Here is an 18896-nt window from a genome sequence, read left to right on the forward strand (position 1 = left end):
TCAAATTAATGTCACCCGTTAGGCTTCCCTCCGACGCTGAACTCCCTCTGCTGCGTGCCCGTGTCGCAGACCTTGCAGACCGCGCGCTGGTAGTTGGTGATCCTGGCCGTGCGGCTCGTGTTGCTGAACGCCTCGACGACGTTCGTCAGCTCACCGCGAATCGTGAGTACCACGTGTATGCAGGTACCTACCGTGGCGTGCCCGTGACGGTAGCGTCACACGGCGTTGGAGCTGCGGGCGCGGCAGTCTGCTTCGAAGAACTTGCTCGCGGTGGCGTGACTCGGATTGTTCGTTCAGGTACCGCCGGTGGCATTCAGCCCGAGGTTGTTGACGGGGCGATTGTTGTGGCGACCGGTGCTGTGCGTGCCGATGGTGTGAGCCACCAGCTTGTGCCGACCGAGTTCCCCGCGATTGCAACGCCTGAACTGACAATTGCGCTGCGAAGTGCGGCTGCGACGACGGGGCTGTCGGTGCACAGCGGTATCGTGCTGACGGGCGACATGTTCTACCCGAGTGACGTGATCACCGGCATCGACCACCGCATGTGGCAGCGCGCAGGTGTTGTCGCGGTTGAGATGGAGGCGGCTGCGCTGTTTGTGATCGCCTCACTGCACGGGATCGAGTCGGGTGCAGTATTCGCGATCGACGGTAACCCACTTGCCGAAAAGGACGACTCGATGGGTGGCTACGATCCCTACCGCGAAATCGTGACGCAGGCGGTCGACGGTGCGCTCACCGCGGCGCTTGACGTGCTGGTTTCTTAACGGTCTACGCGATCCGCGAGCGGTCGAACGCGTCTAGGCTGATGCCTTGCTCCAGTACCTGTTTCGACCACTCCTTCGCGGAGTGCAAGCTGTGATCTCGGTAATTGCCGCAGCTGAAGACGTCTGTGCCGGGCACGTTGTCCCATGTGACGCGCTCCACAAGATCCTCAAGGGAGTTCTTGATCGCCGTGGCGACCTGCTCGGGAGTCGGCTCGCCCCAGGCAATCAGGTGGAAGCCGGTGCGGCAGCCAAACGGGGAGATATCGATGAGGCCGTCGAAGCGGGTGCGCAGAAGCGCAGCAATCGTGTGCTCGATCGTGTGCAGACCGGCGGTCGGTATTTCTCCCGCGTTCGGTTGCACGAGGCGAATGTCGTAGTTTGAGATCGCATCACCCTTGGGTCCGTGCTCAACTCCGATCAGGCGAACATACGGGGCCAACACTTTGGTGTGGTCGAGGGAGAAACTCTCCACCTCTGCCAGTTCAACATCGCTCATGCGCCAAGTGTAGCGAGCGGGTTTTCGCGCGGCGAAGCCCGACGTCATAAATCCGGTGTAGCCATATTGTGAGTTGAGCAGAGTTCAACTCACAATATGGCTACACCGGATTGAGGATCGCGGGCGGGACGGCGGGCACTTAGCTGCTATGCCGCCTTAGCCAGTTCCCTGCGGGTTAGCGCAATGCGGGTGGCGGGGCCTGTTGGGTCCTCGGCCACCTGAACTTCCCAGCCAGCACGGCTGAGTCGCTTCAGGTCGAGAGTAGCATCGCTGACGCGGTCAGTCTCGATAAGGTAAAGAGTGCGCCCGCCCGCGCGGTAGACCGAGCGGTGCTGTGCCCATGCGGGAACCCGCATCCCCTCTGCGCCACCGAGGGCGTGGTAAGGGGTGCGTGCAGAGTTGGTCGCCGTATCCTCCGTGAATGAGGGCACTGCGTTGGTATGGGATCGCACGGCAGTTTTGCGGCCTGTTGCGCGGCGTGTGGTGCTGTAGTTTTTCATAATGGTCCTTCCTGGTGCACAAGGTGCACGTGGCGGCTCGCGCCTTTCTGCGCAGCGAGCTGCCGATTGCCCAATCTGTGGGCGTCGTAATGCTGTGCGCTGGGGCGCACTCTGAACTGCTAGCCAGGCGACTAATGAATCTGGGATCAAACGTCAAGCCCTGCAAGCTGAGCGGTGCTGAACTCTCGCGGAGTTGGAGTAATTCTGCAGGGCCCTACCCGTCTCACCCGTCTCTGGATAAAAGTCGGGGGCGAGGCTTCCTGCGAAAAACACGCGGTTCAAAAGCGTACTCAGCTTATCAGTGTACGGCAGATTCCTGTTCAGCGCTAGGCTTGAATCGAAATTTTCTTGTAAGGTACGTTCGCATCCGGGAGTTTTTATGCCGAATAGTTCAACCCTCCTGGTGTTTGCGCACCGCGATGAAGCGACAGCGTTCGCCGATGTGCCTCATCTCGTGACGGGGGTTGGCAAGATCAACGCGGCCGTTTCGCTGGCGGAGGCGCTCGCGGCTCGGGATCCGAAGCTCGAAACTGCGAGCGGTGTTGAACGTGTTGTTGTGCTCGGCACCGCAGGCGTAGTGGGTGAGGGGCAACACCGCCTCGATCTCAACACGGTGTACCAGGTCACGGGAGCCGTGCAGCACGACTTTTCGCTCCCATCACCGGAGCTGCGACTGGCGGGCCCGGTGATCCTGCCGGAGCACACCACCACCATTGCGACCGGTGATGTGTTTGTAAAGGATGACGCCCAGCGCGCCCACATTCACGAGTTGGGGGCAGCACTCGTAGATATGGAGACCTACGCGTTTGCGAGTGTGTGCGAGCGTTTCGGCGTGCCGCTTCAGGTGTTTAAGATTCCCTCTGACTTCGCGGACTCGTCGACAACGGACGAAGAATGGGACACCATCGTCTTTCGTAAGAGTGAACAGCTGCGAGCATTCTGGGGCGATCACCTCAGTTGAAACTGGGGCGGGCTCGGTGCCGTTAGTGTTCAATGGGCGCGCGTAGTGCAGGATACTTGTATGGCACACGTTATCTCACTCACTCGATACCCAGTCAAGGGGTTCACTGCGGAACCCCTTGAAGCACTCACTGTGCAACCCGACGGCCGCATCGAAGGGGATCGTGTGCTCGCGTTTCGATTTGCCCGCGCGGCTGAGCCTGAAGAGCGGGAAGGGCTAGAGCATTGGCCCAAAGCAAAGGGCCTCGCACTACAGGACTTTCCTGCGCTGGCTGCCCTGCGATTGAGCTATGACCATGCCGCGCGGCGGGTACGGATTACGCACGATGGCGCGGAGCTGATCGAGGCGGGGCTCGATGAAGCTGGCCGCGTGCAGATGGCCGAGGCGGTCACCGACTACGTGCTGTCGACACCTGAAGGGGCCCGCCTGCGGGGGCCGGGGCGATTGCCGCTCGTGATGGTCGGTGACGGTACTACTTCTCGGTTTCAGGATCGGGCACGCGGTTTCGTGTCCGTGCACGGTCAAGCGAGCGTAGATGCCCTCGCGGCAGAATTTGGCTCAGCGGTCGATGGCCGCAGGTTTCGCTCCAATGTGGTTATCGACGGATTTCCTGCCTGGCAAGAACTCGAATGGACAGGGGAGGTTCGCATCGGCGAGGTAGCTTTCTCTGCGGAAGGACCAATTGTGCGTTGCTTAGCTACTCACGCGAACCCCGATACCGGAGACCGTGACGCACCGGTGCTGACAACGCTTACGCGAGGGATTGGCCAGAAGCAGCCGACGCTCGGGCGACTTTTGTTGCCGAGTGATCGAGGCGGTGTCATTCGCGTCGGTGATGAAGTGAGGGTTGGCTGAACACTCACACGAGAAGGGGCATACAACCTTTTGAGAACGAGTTAGATTTCAGTTTTCTCCGCGTCTACTTCGCTCAGAGGGAGAGAAAACACGTATTCGGAGTTCCGAAGCACTGGTCAAATAGGATGAGTAACGTAGGCGTTGCGCTGGGTGCTGTAGTGGTCACTGCAGCCGGGACGATTGCGCCAGCGGTGATCGCCCAAGCGGTTGAGCTGGAGGCGATCGATGCCTTCTCAATAGTCTTTACTAACTCGATTGATCCAAATACACCGCTGCTGGTTGCTGAGAACTCAACGGTCGCCTTCAACTGGAGTCTTGAGGGAATGCACGCGGTGCCGGGAGACTCGATTCCCGAGAAAATCTGGATCGTCAAGCTACCGAGTGCGTAGCGGGGCGGTTTGCTTCCGGTTCTAACCGGAGTTCTAGACACCGCGACGACTCCCCGGTTACGGCGAGTTGGCCCCAATTCTCTGTGCGAGCTTTGGTTTGTGCTGAGGGACGGGGCCTCTTCATTTATGGTCTGACACGTTGCTATCAAGATTGCCAGGCGCCTACCAAAAGCAAAATGTCGGGGGCCGCCAGTAGCCTAAAGGCATGACCGATTCCGAGCCTGCCGCTGTGCGCTGGTGCGTGCTTGGACGGTGTGCCGATGGTCGAGTCGCTGTCGTTGAAGTGAGAACAGACGGCTCACGTGGCGAGACTCATTCGGTCGACCAGGCCGAGCTATCAGCGTTTGTTAGCGGGCGAGAAGAGTCTTCCGCGCCGCGTTGGGTGTGGAGTGATACTCCCACTTGGTATCCGGCGTTGCTCGCGGCAGGGGTGAGGATCGCGCGGTGTACGGATCTGCGGCTGTCACACGCGATTCTGCGTAATGCCGCCGCGGTGCAGCACGCGAACGAACTGCGCGCGGCAAACGAGTGGAATGTTGCTTCGGCTGTGCCCGATCCTGAACCGAATGGACCCGCGCTGTTCGAACTTGAACGAAACACGACGCTCTCGGTGCCTCACGGTGCTGAAGATGCGTTGGCTGAGTTTGCGCGACAACGCGAGGCGCTGGCGTCCGCTATCGAACCAGCGCGGCTTGGATTGCTGCTCGCGGCCGAGTCTGCGGGCGCACTGGCCGCGGTCGAAATGAGTGCTGCCGGAGTGCCGTGGGATGTGGCTGAGCACGATCGGCTGCTGCGGGAAGTGCTGGGGTCGCGACCGGCGTCCGGCACGAAACCAGAGCGCATGATTGAGGTTGCTGAAGAAGTGCGAGCGGCTCTGGGGACCCCCAGGCCAGTCTTGATTCGCCGCCGAAGCTGCTTCGTGCGCTGAAAAACGCGGGGATCGAGGTGTCATCAACTTCACAGTGGGAACTCGCCGAACACTCGCACCCCGCTCTCGAACCGCTCCTGCGATACAAGAAGCTAGCCCGCCTGTTTACGGCGAACGGATGGGCTTGGATGGACGAGTGGGTGCGCGACGGACGCTATCGTCCTGTCTATGTTCCTGGCGGGGTGGTGACTGGGCGCTGGGCCTCGAGCGGTGGAGGTGCGCTCCAGCTGCCCAGGCAATTGCGGCCGGTTCTTCGAGCGGATCCCGGTTGGCTCTTTGTGAGTGCTGATGTTGCTCAGCTCGAACCGCGTGTGCTGGCTGCGATGTCGGCAGACCGTGCGATGGCTGAAGCCGGTCGCGGCAAAGATCTCTACGCCGGTGTTGTTGCGAGTGGCGCGGTTGCTACACGGGATGAGGCAAAGATTGCCGTGCTCGGAGCCATGTACGGTGCCACGACCGGCGACAGCGGGCGGCTGGTGCCGAGACTGCGGCGCAGCTTTCCGAGGGCGATGGGTCTCGTCGACGAATCGGCCGAGACCGGGGAACACGGAGGAACCGTTTCTACCTGGTTAGGGCGCACCTCGCCACCGCCCGGGGCTGAATGGGCAGAGGTCCAGGCCACCGCAAACGGTGTCAACGCCACCTCACGAGACGAAGATCGAGCTCGACGAGTGGCCCGCGACTTCGGTCGGTTTACACGCAATTTTGTGGTGCAGGGCACCGCGGCGGAGTGGGCTCTTGCCTGGATTGCAGATTTGCGTACGCGCTTGATGGACTTGGGCGAGGACGATGAGGTGCAACCGGCAACGGCGTCGGGACGGGTGTTCGGGCGTCGCCCCCATCTTGTGTTCTTTCTGCACGACGAAATTATCGTTCACACACCAGCCAACCTTGCTGAGAAAGTTGCTGAGGTCGTCGCTGAGACGGCGGTGACTGCCGGGCGGCGCATGTTTGGATCCGTGCCGGTAGATTTTCCGCTCGACCTGCGCATCTCTGAGCGCGCTGAGAAGGGTTGAGCGCGCTAGTCTGCCACTACCCGGATCTGTGAGACCTTAGGGTCCGCTGCGCCACGCACGTAACCGGTTGAAGTTTGTGCGACGGCCCGCAAAAACCTGACCGTCTCTGCCGTTACCTCTTCGCCTGGCAAGAGGTTTGGAATGCCCGGTGGGTAAGCAGCGAGCGAGTCGGCGCTGATCCGACCAATCGCTGCCTCTGCCGCCACTAACTCAGACTTTGCAAAGAATGCCTCCCGAGGAAGCTTGCGTGCAATCCCCGGTTCTGGCAGCGCGAGCGCCGCATTCCATGCAGCTATGGCCGCTGACTCCGTGGCCGCCTCAGCTCTCGAACCCGCGAGCTGAGTAATGACGTCGAGCAGACGGTCTAGCTTCGGACGTTTGCCTGCACCAACAAGCGGCACGATGGTTGTCTGCGTTGACATCTCGACCCAGATGGCCTTTTCTTGGGCGAGTCGAAGACGAAGGTCATGGCCGGTCATGCCTGTCGCTGTGACATCGAGCGGAATGCGAAGAGGGTCGAACGCGACGATGTCGGGGTAATTGACAAAGGTCTCGTCGATGAGCGTACACAAGCGGTTGGTGCGCACCTGCTCCCTGAACTCGGTGACGAGGTCGAGCGAGCCCTTGATTCGGTCCCCACCATGCTGCAGCTCTTTGCGTGCCACATCAATTGAGGCAAGTAACAGCGAACTCTCGCTGGTTGACGCCGTCATGCGGTAGGCGCGATCGAGCAGTGGTTCGAGCTCATCAGCGAGTGCGGTGTCGCCGAGGTGGATCACGGCACTCTGATGTAGCGAGGTCGCCATCTTGTGGGTGCTCATGATCACAATGTCGGCACCCTGTTTAACAGGGGAGGCTGGTAAGTCGGGGTGAAAGCCAAAGTGTGCGCCCCAAGCACAGTCCACAATCAAGGCCGCTCCAGCCGCGTGCACGACATCGGCGATTGCAGGGATGTCTGCGACCGCCCCAAAGTAGCTCGGGCTAACGACGTAGACCGCGGTGACCTGGCCAGGGTGAGCGGTGATTGCCTGCTTGACGCTCTCCGCAGTAACGCAGTGCGCGATCCCGTTCTGCATGTCGATGCTGGGAATCACGAAGCTTGAGCGAAGCCCCGCTGCAATAACACCGTCGATGATGCTCGAGTGAGCGCTGCGCTGCAGCACGATGTCCCGGCCCAACTGGCCGACCGCAAGCGCTGCTGTCTTGTTGCCCTGCGAAGAGCCGTTGGTCATAAACCAAGTTCTGCGGGCGCCCCACGCTTCGGACGCTAGTTGTTCTGCCTTTATGCGGGGCGAGTTCGGCCCGAGATCGATGCCGCTGAGCAGGCCGGTGACGTCGATCCCGAGGGTTTGCTTGCCGAGCAGCTTCTCGAGGTCTTTGGCGGCTCCTTCGCCGTCAGCCAAGTGGCCTGGGACCAGAAGCGATACGGGCTCGCGTTCTGCGTGGCGTACGAGAGCCTCTGCGTACGGTGCGTGTGCGAAGGAGACCTCTGCGCTGAGGGGAGTGTTAGGCATGGTCTTATCGTAGGGGAGAAGTGGGTGCGCCAAAGATGGGTTCGCTAGTCGAGGACTGTTGATCTGTGGCTGCCTGAGTAAGGCACCCCCGCGATCCCAAGCTCTGAAAGCGGGATCGTGTCTAATTCCAGTTGTCCTTGTCGGGTATCGCCTGACGCTCATCGCTGAGCATCCACTTTTGAGCAATTTTTCAGCACCCTTTATTAGCACTCTCAGGTGTCGAGTGCTAATCTAAAACCACTTGAGCATCCCAAGCTCAAGCACCACCTTTGGAAGGAGATTAATTCATTATGTCCATGTCTTTTGATCCTTTTACCGAGATGGAACGCATCGCCAACAGCGTGACGCAACGATCACCAATGCGCGCGATGCCCGTCGATCTCTATCGAGATAACAATGCTTACCTACTCAACGCCGACCTCCCAGGAATGGACCCAGGATCTATCGACGTTGATGTTGACGGACAAATCCTCACCATCCGAGCCAACCGAACAACAGCACGAACAGATGGCGTGAAATGGCTCGCCAAAGAACGACCAGCGGGAAGCTACCTGCGACAGTTCAGCATCGGTGAAGGAGTTGACACGACGGCAATCTCGGCAAATTACGAGAACGGCGTGCTCAGTCTCATTATTCCCATGAGCGAAAAGGCAAAACCGCGAAAGATTGAAGTCCAATCCGGCATGAGCGTGCCAGACGGACACAAAGAACTCGCCACCTAACCAACAGGACACATAAGCGAGAGGTGGGGTCCACCCGGGCCCCACCGCTTGTCGTTTGCGAAACATGATCCTCAGGCATCGCAAACAACCGAGGACAAAGAAAGACCTCTCTCACCCGAAGGGCAGGTTCTCGTGGTCGACACAACACAGTCGATAGATCCACCTTGACAGAGATTGCCCCGGCTACGAAACATTGGTAGCCGGGGCCGTTTTTGGTGCAGTAAGAGTATGCGAAAGTGGCCGTGTCTATGCAGGTCTCGCTTCGTAGGTCAGCAGACGGTCTCTGAGAGTGCCCGTGTGTAACTCAAACAGGTGGTTGTCTTCGTCGTAGAAATAGAGCGATTGCCCTTCGCCATCGATTCTGGTTCGAGGGGGACGGATCTCTAGCCCAAGGCTAGAGATAACCTCACGGAGTTGGCTTAGCGCAGCTTCATGTACTTGGAAAGCCGCGTGATTATAAGACGCGGGAAGGCTCCCGTCTCCCTGCATGGTTGCAACCCACGTCGCGGAAGGCCCCTCGCCGATCAGGAAGAAGCGCTCTTTTGAGATCGAGAAGGTTTCCACACCGCTGTCGTACACCCTGACCGCGCCAAGAACCCGGGTGAGGATCTGTTCCATGCGGTCGAGGTCTTTCACGACGAACGTGATGTGACTCAGACCCGAGCTCGCAAGCGACTGACCTTGCCTTTTTGTTTCATTCATTGCCCCAGTCTGGTCCACCACCACTGCATGAGCGCTGAGCATCAACGCCGCGCACTCGAGTGGTGGCTGTACCTGCATTCCGAACATCTGGACTCGACCAAGGTGCTCACCGACCACCAGCAACAGTCACTCAAAGCACTACGGCGAAGTCTCACGGAACCAGCACTAGGACCAGTGCTCTAAGACACCGGACTCGATGCCACAGGAGGGCTCTGGATCCGCACGGGCTGGGCCGGACGCGGATGACACACCCAACGCCATCCACTCTTTTGGTCGGTAACCCAGGAACGACGAGGGCCCCGCCTCCCCAGTGTTTTCTATGGGAGTTGGGGCCTTCGTGGTGGCGGTGACGGTGGGATTTGAACCCACGGTAGGGGTTACCCTACACGACTTTTCGAGAGTCGCACCTTCGGCCGCTCGGACACGTCACCGCGAAAAAGCTTATGTGATTCTGAATCAGAATGCGAATTGAAGTTTGACGCGTGTCGGGAACTTCTGTCATGATCCCGCACCGAATGCTAGATAAGGTGCAACAATGAGTCTCTTCACTGGACTAAGCGCGTTTCCACTCACACCGATCCACAATGATGCCGTTGATGAACCCTCGTTTGTGGGGCTCATCAAACGATTGGTTGCGGCTGAGGTCGACTCCATCACCGTGCTCGGGTCTACTGGGTCGTACGCGTACCTCACGGTCGAAGAGCGGGCGCGTGTGGTTCGTCTGGCAGTTGACCATGCTCAGACCGTGCCCGTGTTTGTTGGTGTGGGGCTCTGCGCACCTCTCACGTACTAGCGAACGTGCGTAACGCTGAATCGGCAGGGGTGGCAGGCGTGCTGCTCGCCCCAATGACTTACCAGCCGCTTACCGACAGTGATGTATTTGAGCTGTTTCGGACCGTCACCGAGTTCACCGAGCTGCCAGTGATCGTCTACGACAACCCCGGCACCACCCACTTCACTTTCACGCTGGATCTTTACGCCCGCATCGCTGCCCTCTCCGGAATTGCATCCATCAAGATTCCGGGGGTGCCTTCCGATCCTGCGGCGGCCCGCGAACGCGTTGCGCAGATCCGCGCGGTGATCCCAAAGCACGTCACCATTGGAGTGTCGGGGGATGCGTTCGCTGCTGCTGGGCTGAATGCCGGATGTGATGCCTGGTACTCGGTGATCGGTGGGACTCTGCCCGGGCCGGCCCTCGCCGTTGCCCGTGCAGCCCAGCAAAGTGGAGTCGCAGAAGCGCTTGCGATATCCGCGGGCTGGACCCGCTGTGGTGCCTCTTCGCCGAGTTCGGGGGAAGTCTGCGTGTGGTTGCGGCGATTGCCGAGCAACTGGGATTGGCCCCTCGACATTGTTTGCCTCTACCCATCCAGGGCCTCAACGACGCCCAACGGGCAGAGGTAGCTGAGGTGCTGGATCGACTGAGCCTAGCGCAGTAGGTCCCGTTTGACTCGGCTTCGAACATGAACGTCTGAGGTCACCGCTAGGCTCCCAGCATGGCAAAAATAACAAGCGGGTTCGTGTGCACCGAGTGCGGGTGGCAGGCTGCCAAGTGGGTTGGGCGCTGTGGGGAGTGCCAGCAGTGGGGCACGGTTGTTGAAGCGAGTGTGCCGAAGGCGTCACTCTCCCGCACTAACCGTGCAGCTGCGCCAGCGGCAGGTCGAGAAGCTCGGCCAATTACTGAGCTTCAGGGCGATGCTCTTTTTCATCGACAGACCGGCATCGGTGAGTTTGACCGTGTGCTCGGCGGTGGTGTCGTGCCTGGGGCGGCGATCTTGCTCTCTGGAGAGCCGGGGTAGGTAAGTCGACGCTGCTGCTTGATGCGGCCGCGCGCGCAGCTATGACGGGAGCCAAAGTGCTCTACGTCAGCGGTGAAGAGTCGACCGGGCAGATCCGCATGCGGGCTGAGCGCACCGGTGCGCTGCACAACACGCTCTTCCTTGCGAGTGAGACCGATCTCGCAACGGTGCTCGGGCACATCGAAGCTGTCAACCCCGAACTCATCATTGTCGACTCAGTGCAGACTCTCGCCAGCAGCGAGGTTGAGGGCGGTGCTGGCGGGCCGGCACAGGTGCGTGAGGTCGCAGCGGCGCTGATTCGGGTCGCGAAGGGTCGCAGCACCCCCGTGATCCTCGTCGGACACGTTACCAAGGACGGTGCCGTTGCTGGCCCCGGCTGCTTGAGCACCTCGTTGACGTTGTGTGCCATTTTGAAGGCGATCGCAATACAGCTTTACGGTTTCTTCGTGCGTTGAAGAACCGCTATGGCCCAACCGACGAGGTCGGGTGTTTTGAAATGACGGGCCAAGGAATTCGAGAGGTCTCCGACCCAAGTGGACTGTTTCTCAGCCGAGCCACTGATCCCGTGAGTGGTACTTGCGCAACCGTCGCCATGGAAGGGCGACGAGCGTTGCCTGTCGAGGTGCAGGTGCTTGTGGTGCCAACGACAGCGCCGAATCCACGTCGCGTGACCAGCGGCGTTGAGTCTGCCAGGGTCGCGATGATTCTTGCAGTGCTCGAGCGCCGACTCAATGCCAAAACGGGCGACAAAGACGTGTATGTCTCGACCGTGGGTGGCGTGAAACTCACGGAGCCTGCGGCTGACCTTGCGATTGCCCTTGCGATCCTCTCGGCGCTTGAAGACCGGCCTCTTGCGCACAATTTGGCGGCGTACGGCGAGATCAGCCTGGCCGGTGAGGTTCGCCCAATCACCGCTGGTCAGCAGCGAGCAAACGAGGCTAGGCGGCTTGGTTACACGACAATTGTAGATTCGGGAGTCGAGCGATTGGACCATGCGCGAGACACTGCGGGCCTCTCCGTCCCTAGAATACGAGCCTCGCACCGAAGTTGAGTGACAGGTGTGCGGTTAATCACCAGAAGTAACAGCGGTAGACTTAACGTTTGTGAGCAAGAACACAGTAGATGTCGTCCTCATTGGTGGAGGCGTGATGAGCGCAACCCTTGGCACCCTGATCAAGCAGGTTCAGCCTGATTGGTCGATCGAGATTTTCGAGTCGCGCAATAGCGTCGCCACGGAGAGCACCAACGCATGGAACAACGCCGGCACGGGCCATGCGGCCCTGTGCGAGCTGAACTACATGCCAGAGGGTGCCGACGGCAGCCTCTCGCCCGACAAAGCCATCGACATCAACGAACAGTTCCAGCTGTCTCGACAATGGTGGTCGACGCTCGTGAAGAAGGGCATCCTGAACGATCCCCTTCCTTCATCAACCCGACCCCTCACATGACCTTCGTGAGCGGCGAATCCAACGTTGACTACCTCCGTCGCCGTTTCGAGATTCTCAAGAACGAGCCACTCTTCGCCGACATGGAGTTCAGCGACGACCCCGAGCAGATCGCCGAGTGGGCTCCGCTTCTCATTGACCGTCGTTCGAAAGACGAAGTGTTTGCGGCAACCCGCTCGGAGAGCGGCACCGACGTTGACTTTGGTGCGGTCACGCGCCAACTCTTCGACTACCTCGTTGCCGAGGGCGCCAAGATGAATCTTGGCACGCAGGTTCGCAGGGTGCGTCGCCGTGCCGATGGTACCTGGGACGTGTTCGTGCGCAATCTCTCGGGCTACGGCAGGACCGTTGTTAACGCGAAGTTCGTGTTTGTTGGTGCGGGTGGCGGCGCGCTGTCGATCCTGCAGTCCTCGGGCATTCCCGAGATCAAGGGTTTTGGTGGCTTTCCCATCAGCGGCAAGTTTCTCAAGACCGACAACCCCGAAATTGTTGCCCAGCACAAGGCAAAGGTCTATGGCAAGGCTGCGGTGGGTGCGCCTCCAATGTCGGTTCCACACCTCGATACTCGTGTTGTTGACGGCAAGGAAAGCATCCTCTTTGGGCCGTACGCCGGGTTTAGCCCCAACTTCTTGAAGAAGGGTTCGTGGTGGGATCTGCCCGGCTCAATTCGCCTGCACAATCTCGGCCCGATGATCAAGGTTGGCCTTACACAGTGGTCGCTTGAGAAGTATTTGGCCGGTGAAGTCGTTGCTAGCCGGCAGAAGCAGATGGAAACGCTGCGCCAGTACATGCCAGCGGCGCGCACCTCCGACTGGGAGATGATCACAGCCGGCCAGCGTGTGCAGGTCATGAAGAAGGATCCCGAGAAAGGTGGCATCCTGCAGTTCGGCACCGAGGTCATCACTGGTGCGAGCGGTTCGATAGCGGGCCTGCTGGGGGCATCCCCTGGAGCTTCAACCGCGGTTCACGCCATGCTCGGAGTGCTCGCAAAATGCTTCCCTGAGCAGTTTGAGAAGCAATGGAAGAAGACTTTCACCGAGCAGGTGCCTGCGTTTGGTAAGGGTTTGAATGGCGATGCAGCGGCCGCAAAGGCCTCGCTGGCTGAGACCGCCGAGACACTCGGTCTCAACCGAGTGTCTGAGACCGCTTAGTTTCCGTCAGGCTTTACCCCTGCGGTGAACGCAAGTCAACGCTATGGTCACTCATGACGTTGAGTTGCGTTCACCGCAGGAGTGTTTTGGCTAACCCAGTAGCTGCTCCAAGAAGTCTGCGGTGTCTTCCCAGCCGGTCACTGCGTGGCAAGCAACGCCGAGCGCCTTCACCGGGTAGTCATTGCCGTCAGGATCAAGTCGATCCCCAACAAAGAGCATTTCACTCAGGGGGATTCCGGTGTGCTCCTCAAGCTTGCGCATGCCGTATGCCTTGTCGATCCCGCGGCGGGTGATGTCGACCGACGTCGAACCGCCACTGCGTACCTCAAGCCCGGGTAACCGATCCGCAACCGCCGCGCGGAGTGTGTTCTTTTTGCTGCCGTCTGGATCCCAAGCCTGCTTCGCCGCAACCGGTGCGCGTTGCCCGAGGGCTGAGAAGGTGACCTGTGAGCCGCGATCCTCAAGGATCTCGCCCCAGGGTGCGGTCTCCCAGAGTTCGAGGCGTTCGGCCTCTTCGCGCAGTGCGGTTAGGGCGGACGCGCTTTCAGACGCGGCGAGGTTCTCACGATAGACAGTGCGCCAGGCCCCGTTTTCGCGGCGTTCGTAGCGAGTACCGCAGGTGGGCAAAAGGTGGAGTCGCTCAAGCGAGGCTTCGTCTAAGCTCTCGAGTCGCTCCACTAATTGCATCTCAAACTGTTCAAAGTTGCCGCCCGAGATGACGGCCACGGTTGTGCGTTCAAGCAGGCGCGAGAACACCGCGAGCATGCGCGGATCAACCGCTGACTTGGAGGGTGCGAGAGTGTCGTCGAGATCGAATGCAATGAGGCGGGGAGCGTGGTCATCGGGCCATTCTCCCACGCACGGACTTACTCCTCGAAGTCGGAGTCGGTGAAATCAGTGTCTTCAAGGCCGGGCATCGAACTCGGGTTTGCGTAGAAACGCACATCGACACGCTCAAGACCGGTGCCCTCGAAGATGATTCGGTAGCTGCCAGGCATCGGGATCTGGGCCTCCGCGAGCGGGAACACCATTGGGATGTAGCCGAAGCTGTCGTTGCCGCCGCCGAGGCTGAAGGTTCCCTCAAGACTGAAGATCTCGCCGCCGCCTATGGCAGGTTCACAGCGGGCCCTGAATGTACGCTCGGGATCACCGCGGCGGGCCTCGTTTTCATCGTATTCAACGACAACCACGAGTGTCGCGCCCAGTGAAGCCGGGAACTCGTCGCGGTTAATGGTGTTGATGAAGCCGGAGAGAACGCCGAGCGTACCCTCGCGAATATTCGCGGCATCAGCTAAGAAGGCTGCTGCAATTCTCATGGGTTCCTCCAAGGCTCGGTGTTTCAGTGCTAATAGTAACCCTTTCACGTCTTGCTGAGTGATGTTGCTTGGAGTCCTCCAATGCCCGCCCGTACTAGGCTAGAACGGTGACACGACACTTTCTACGCGATGACGATCTCACCCATGCTGAGCAACTTGAGGTTCTTGACCTCGCTGCGCGACTCAAGCGAGCGCCGTTCTCGGAGCGACCACTTGAGGGGCCGAAGTCTGCGGCGGTGTTCTTTGACAAGACCTCAACGCGTACTCGATTCAGCTTTGCCGCGGGTATCGCTGAACTCGGGGCAACGCGATCATCGTGAACGCGGGCGAGTCGCAACTGGGCATCAAGGAGTCGTTTTCCGACACCGCCAGGGTGCTTTCGCGCATGATGTCGCTAATTGTGTGGCGCACCTTCGCGCACTCGGGTCTCGAAGAGATGGCCGCAAGTGCCACAATCCCCGTGATCAACTCGCTCTCCGACGACTTCCACCCGTGCCAGATCCTCGCCGACCTGCAGACCATTCGTGAGAACAAGGGCGACCTGCGTGGCCTCACCGCTGCCTACGTCGGCGACGCCGCCAACAACATGGGTCACTCCTACCTTCTCGGCTTTGCGACTGCCGGCATGCACATTCGTGTTGCGGGCCCCGAAGGTTACCACCCGCGCGCCGATATCATCGCCGATGCTGAGAGGATCGCCGCCGAAACCGGAGGCAGCGCTTCAGTGATGGTTGACCCCGCGACCGCCGTCACGGGAGCTGATGTGGTTATTACCGACAGCTGGGTGTCGATGGGTATGGAAGACGAGAAGGCCGAGAGGATTGCCGCTTTCGGCGCATACCGAGTCACCTCTGAGCTGATGGCGCAGGCCAAGCCTGAGGCCATTTTCTTGCACTGCCTGCCCGCGTATCGCGAATACGAGGTTGCTGCCGAGGTGATCGACGGACCTCAGAGTGTGGTGTGGGACGAAGCGGAGAACCGCGTTCACGCCCAGAAAGCCCTCATGACCTGGCTGCTGACCCGGCCCCAAGACGGAGAGTAAAAATGAGTACGGTAGCGAACGAACATCATAACGACGGTAACCGCGCGGCCGAGGCAGGTGCGCTCTGGGGAGGTCGCTTCGCGAGTGGCCCCTCCGCCGCCCTCGCTGCGCTGAGCAAATCGACGCAGTTTGATTGGGTGCTGGCTGACTACGACATTCGCGGCTCCAAGGCCCACGCTACCGCGTTGAACGCGGCGGGCTATCTCAGTGCAGAGGAGCTGAAAGAGATGCGAGCGGCTCTCGATGAACTCGCTGCCCGCGTCGCCGACGGTCGCTTTGTTGCCGCCGAAGAAGACGAGGATGTACACTCGGCGCTCGAGCGCGGTCTCATCGAGATCACGGGTGTGCAGCTCGGTGGCAAACTCCGCGCGGGCCGCAGCCGCAACGACCAAATCGCCACGCTTGTGCGGCTCTACCTGCTTGATCACGCGGCCGTGATCCGGAATCTGCTCCTCGATCTTCTCGGCGCGATCCTCGACCAGTGTCTCGCCCACCCGACGGCGATCCTGCCCGGGCGCACTCACCTGCAGCACGCGCAGCCCGTATTGCTCGCGCACCAGCTGGCTGCACATGCTTGGCCCGTGGTTCGGGATCTCGAGCGCCTGCGCGACTGGTCCGTGCGCGCAAGTGCATCGCCGTACGGTGGTGGCGCGCTCGCCGGGTCGTCACTCGGGCTCGACCCCCGACTCGTGGCAGCTGAGCTCGGTCTCGGTGATCCGCTCGAAAACTCGATCGACGGCACGGCAGCGCGCGACGTGGTCGCCGAGTTCACATTTATCTGTGCGCAGATTGGAATCGACCTCTCGCGCCTCAGCGAAGAGATTATCCTTTGGAACACGAAGGAGTTCGGCTTCGTGCGGTTGCACGATGCGTTCTCGACCGGATCCTCGATCATGCCGCAGAAGAAGAACCCCGACATCGCTGAGCTCGCGCGCGGTAAGTCCGGTCGCCTGATCGGCAACCTGACTGGGCTGCTCGCAACTCTCAAGGGCCTGCCGCTTGCCTACAATCGCGACCTGCAAGAAGACAAAGAGCCGGTCTTTGACTCTGTTTCCCAGCTTGAGGTGCTGCTGCCCGCCTTCACCGGCATGGTTGCGACCATGACTTTCGACACCGCCCGCATGGCTGAGCTTGCGCCGCAGGGATTCTCACTCGCGACCGATGTTGCCGAGTGGCTGGTGAAGCAGGGCGTGATCTTCCGCGACGCCCACGAGATCTCGGGTGAGCTGGTGCGCTACTGCGAGGAGCGCGGGATCGAACTGCACGAGCCGAGCGACGAAGAGCTCGCAGCGGTGTCGCCGCACCTGTTGCCCGCGGTGCGCGACGTGCTCACGATTGAGGGATCCGTGAACTCTCGTGTGGGTGCAGGCGGAACGGCGAATGTTCGTGTCGCGGAGCAGCTCGCGCGCCTGGCGGAGCGGATCGCGGAGTTTCGGGGGTAGGTTTTTGTGCCGAGGAGCCCCCATCGATTCGTGTCAGTTCGTCGGGTATGGCGACTTCAAGCGGCAAATCGGTACCAAACGAACACCTGAGTGTGCTCAATCCTTAAGAAGTGCCTCCTGTGCGGGGCGCCGGTCGGGTTTGCCGAGAGCTGGCCAGTGCGAGAGCGCACGTTCGGCCAGGGCAGTGATTGTAAGTGACGGGTTCACACCCGGGTTTGCCGGGACCGCCGCGCCGTCAACCACGTAGAGTCCTGGGTGGCCCCAGACCCGGTGGTACGGGTCGACCACCCCATCGGCGGGCGCAGCCGAGATTACCGCGCCGCCGAGAAAGTGCGCGGTGAGTGGGATGCCGAACACCTCGGGCCAGGATCCGCGAGCCTCTGCAAGAACGCCAGTCTCTTGTTCCAGGCGTGCAGCGATTGCCTCGGTCGCCCGGTGCGCCTGCGGCAGGTACGAGGGGTTTGGTTCACCGTGGCCTTGCTCACTCGTCATCGATAACCGCCCGAAACGGCGTCGCAGCGAAAGTGTCAGCGAGTTATCGGCGGTCTGCATGACAAGCGCGATGATCCCGCGATCACTCCAGCGGCGGAGTGATCCCAATTTGAACTGTTTCACGGGGTTGCGCAGCGCACGCCCAAGTACAAAACCTAGCCGAGAGGGCAGCGAGCGGTCGCCGGGCACCATGACGGTCGCGAGTGCTCCCATCACATTGGATCCGGGGCCGTACCGCACATTTTCGACGTGAGTGCGCTCGTCAACGTGAAACGAAGTGGTGATCGCGACACCGCGGGTCAGCTCGGCGGACGCAGGGACCGCTGTCGCAACCGCGCCGTCCAGCGCCTCCGAATTGGTCCGAGTGAGCACACCAATAGCATCAGAAACGCGCGGCAGATCCCCACTCGCCTTCATGCGGTGCAGCAACTGCTGCGTGCCCCAGGTGCCGGCCCCCAACACAACCTCGCGGGCGGTTACGGTGCGCTCATCTTTCTGCGTCCAGGATCCGCTGCGACGTGATGTAACGGCGAACCCACCACCGGGCAGCTCCCGCACGCGAGTCACCGTGCGCAATGGCTCGATCGTGACACCCCGCCGTTCGGCGAGGGCCAGGTAGTTCTTCATCAGCGTGTTCTTTGCACCAACACGGCAGCCGACCATGCAGTTGCCGCACAGTGTGCAGCCGGTGCGCGAGGGGCCTTCGCCGCCAAAGAAAGGGTCGGGCACGCCCACCCCGGGAGTGCCGAGGAACACCCCAACCGGTGCGTGTCGAAACGTCGGACCAACTCCGAGATCTTCTGCGGCTCCTTTCATAATCCGCTCCACTGGGCCAGTGTGCGGATACCGCTCGACCACTCCGAGCATGCGCTTCGCCGTTGCATAGTGCGGCGCGAGTTCCGCAGCCCAGTCAGCGATCTCGCGCCACTGCGGGTCGTCGAAGAACGAGGATCCTGGCTCGTAGAGAGTGTTGGCGTAGTTCAGAGACCCTCCGCCAACACCCGCACCCGCGAGAACCATCACGTGTGGCAAACGGTGGATGCGCTGTACGCCAAAACACCCGAGGTAGGGGCCCAGAGGTAACGCCGCAGATTCCAGCTCGTCTTTGCGAAGTCTTCGTCTTCGAAGCGACGGCCGGCCTCGAGTACCCGCACGCGGTAGCCCTTTTCGGCGAGCCTGAGCGCTGAAACGGATCCGCCAAAGCCGGAACCGACAATCAACACATCAGTGTCGAACTCAACAGCACTGTCGAAGTCAGTCATGGTTTCTCCTACTTAGGCGCCGGAACCATCATTCGCAGCATCGCGGGGCATACCGAAATCATGCACTCGTCGACGCCGACAAACTCACCATCAGCGTAGACGG

At 60.6% G+C, this 18896-nt stretch carries 14 protein-coding genes, 1 tRNA gene and 5 pseudogenes; 12 read left to right on the forward strand and 8 right to left on the reverse strand.

Annotated elements, in window-relative coordinates; genetic code table 11:
* Positions 1-8: 8 nt before the first annotated feature.
* Positions 9-764 carry a nucleoside phosphorylase gene (locus tag G7066_RS04010; protein ID WP_205881522.1) on the forward strand — a complete coding sequence of 252 codons (756 nt, stop codon included), beginning with the start codon at positions 9-11 and terminating at the stop codon, positions 762-764.
* A 4-nt stretch (positions 765-768) separates the two neighbouring features.
* Here the strand turns inward: G7066_RS04010 and G7066_RS04015 are convergent, their stop codons facing one another.
* Together G7066_RS04015 and G7066_RS04020 are read right to left on the reverse strand one after the other, a co-directional pair.
* Positions 769-1260 (reverse strand): S-ribosylhomocysteine lyase, encoded by a 492-nt coding sequence (locus G7066_RS04015; protein ID WP_205881523.1) that lies wholly within the window; start codon positions 1258-1260, stop codon positions 769-771.
* Positions 1261-1406: 146 nt separating this feature from the next.
* Complete coding sequence (locus tag G7066_RS04020; protein ID WP_244303275.1) at positions 1407-1760, reverse strand: hypothetical protein; 354 nt, start codon at positions 1758-1760, stop codon at positions 1407-1409.
* A 379-nt stretch (positions 1761-2139) separates the two neighbouring features.
* On the opposite strand from G7066_RS04020, the gene G7066_RS04025 reads away from it, so the two are divergent.
* The 5 genes from G7066_RS04025 (at position 2140) to G7066_RS17325 (ending at position 5909) form a co-directional block, all read left to right on the forward strand.
* Positions 2140-2721: a phosphorylase family protein gene (locus tag G7066_RS04025; RefSeq protein ID WP_166329267.1), complete on the forward strand. Its 582-nt coding sequence runs from the start codon at positions 2140-2142 to the stop codon at positions 2719-2721.
* Between the two features lie 60 nt (positions 2722-2781).
* On the forward strand, positions 2782-3576 hold the full coding sequence (locus G7066_RS04030) for an MOSC domain-containing protein (protein WP_166329269.1): 795 nt from the start codon (positions 2782-2784) through the stop codon (positions 3574-3576).
* 125 nt (positions 3577-3701) lie between these two features.
* Positions 3702-3965, forward strand: coding sequence for a hypothetical protein (locus G7066_RS04035; protein ID WP_166329271.1), 264 nt, complete (start codon positions 3702-3704; stop codon positions 3963-3965).
* Positions 3966-4170: 205 nt separating this feature from the next.
* Positions 4171-4893, forward strand: a complete 723-nt coding sequence (locus G7066_RS17320) for a hypothetical protein (RefSeq protein WP_341873853.1) — start codon at positions 4171-4173, stop codon at positions 4891-4893.
* An 11-nt stretch (positions 4894-4904) separates the two neighbouring features.
* Positions 4905-5909, forward strand: coding sequence for a bifunctional 3'-5' exonuclease/DNA polymerase (locus tag G7066_RS17325; RefSeq protein WP_341873881.1), 1005 nt, complete (start codon positions 4905-4907; stop codon positions 5907-5909).
* Positions 5910-5914: 5 nt separating this feature from the next.
* Here G7066_RS17325 and G7066_RS04045 read toward each other — a convergent pair whose 3' ends face one another.
* Complete coding sequence (locus G7066_RS04045) at positions 5915-7423, reverse strand: aminotransferase class I/II-fold pyridoxal phosphate-dependent enzyme (RefSeq protein ID WP_166329273.1); 1509 nt, start codon at positions 7421-7423, stop codon at positions 5915-5917.
* 290 nt (positions 7424-7713) lie between these two features.
* Here G7066_RS04045 and G7066_RS04050 point away from each other — a divergent pair, with 290 nt between their 5' ends.
* Positions 7714-8145, forward strand: a complete 432-nt coding sequence (locus G7066_RS04050) for an Hsp20/alpha crystallin family protein (RefSeq protein WP_166329275.1) — start codon at positions 7714-7716, stop codon at positions 8143-8145.
* A gap of 246 nt (positions 8146-8391) precedes the next feature.
* Here G7066_RS04050 and fosX read toward each other — a convergent pair whose 3' ends face one another.
* Both fosX and G7066_RS04060 read right to left on the reverse strand, forming a co-directional pair.
* The gene (fosX, locus tag G7066_RS04055) at positions 8392-8847 is read right to left on the reverse strand and encodes a FosX/FosE/FosI family fosfomycin resistance hydrolase (protein WP_166329277.1); all 456 of its coding nucleotides are present in this window, start codon (positions 8845-8847) and stop codon (positions 8392-8394) included.
* 341 nt (positions 8848-9188) lie between these two features.
* A tRNA-Ser gene (locus tag G7066_RS04060) sits at positions 9189-9278 on the reverse strand.
* Positions 9279-9382: 104 nt separating this feature from the next.
* On the opposite strand from G7066_RS04060, the pseudogene G7066_RS04065 reads away from it, so the two are divergent.
* The 3 pseudogenes from G7066_RS04065 (at position 9383) to mqo (ending at position 13239) form a co-directional block, all read left to right on the forward strand.
* Positions 9383-10283 (forward strand): annotated as a pseudogene (locus tag G7066_RS04065) (dihydrodipicolinate synthase family protein).
* 57 nt (positions 10284-10340) lie between these two features.
* Positions 10341-11694 (forward strand): annotated as a pseudogene (radA, locus tag G7066_RS04070) (DNA repair protein RadA).
* A gap of 97 nt (positions 11695-11791) precedes the next feature.
* Positions 11792-13239 (forward strand): annotated as a pseudogene (gene mqo / locus G7066_RS04075) (malate dehydrogenase (quinone)).
* A gap of 90 nt (positions 13240-13329) precedes the next feature.
* On the opposite strand, the gene G7066_RS04080 reads toward mqo, so the two are convergent.
* Both G7066_RS04080 and G7066_RS04085 read right to left on the reverse strand, forming a co-directional pair.
* Entirely contained in the window at positions 13330-14097 is a 768-nt protein-coding gene (locus tag G7066_RS04080; protein WP_166329279.1) for an HAD-IIB family hydrolase, read from the reverse strand.
* A gap of 8 nt (positions 14098-14105) precedes the next feature.
* Positions 14106-14555 (reverse strand): DUF6941 family protein, encoded by a 450-nt coding sequence (locus G7066_RS04085; protein WP_166329281.1) that lies wholly within the window; start codon positions 14553-14555, stop codon positions 14106-14108.
* Between the two features lie 107 nt (positions 14556-14662).
* Here G7066_RS04085 and argF point away from each other — a divergent pair.
* Positions 14663-15597: pseudogene (argF, locus tag G7066_RS04090) on the forward strand (ornithine carbamoyltransferase).
* A 2-nt stretch (positions 15598-15599) separates the two neighbouring features.
* Complete coding sequence (argH, locus tag G7066_RS04095; protein ID WP_166329283.1) at positions 15600-17039, forward strand: argininosuccinate lyase; 1440 nt, start codon at positions 15600-15602, stop codon at positions 17037-17039.
* 96 nt (positions 17040-17135) lie between these two features.
* Here the strand turns inward: argH and G7066_RS04100 are convergent.
* Positions 17136-18793 (reverse strand): annotated as a pseudogene (locus G7066_RS04100) (GMC oxidoreductase).
* Positions 18794-18896: the final 103 nt, after the last annotated feature.

It is taken from the genome of Leucobacter coleopterorum, assembly GCF_011382985.1.
Taxonomy (GTDB): Bacteria; Actinomycetota; Actinomycetes; order Actinomycetales; family Microbacteriaceae; genus Leucobacter; species Leucobacter coleopterorum.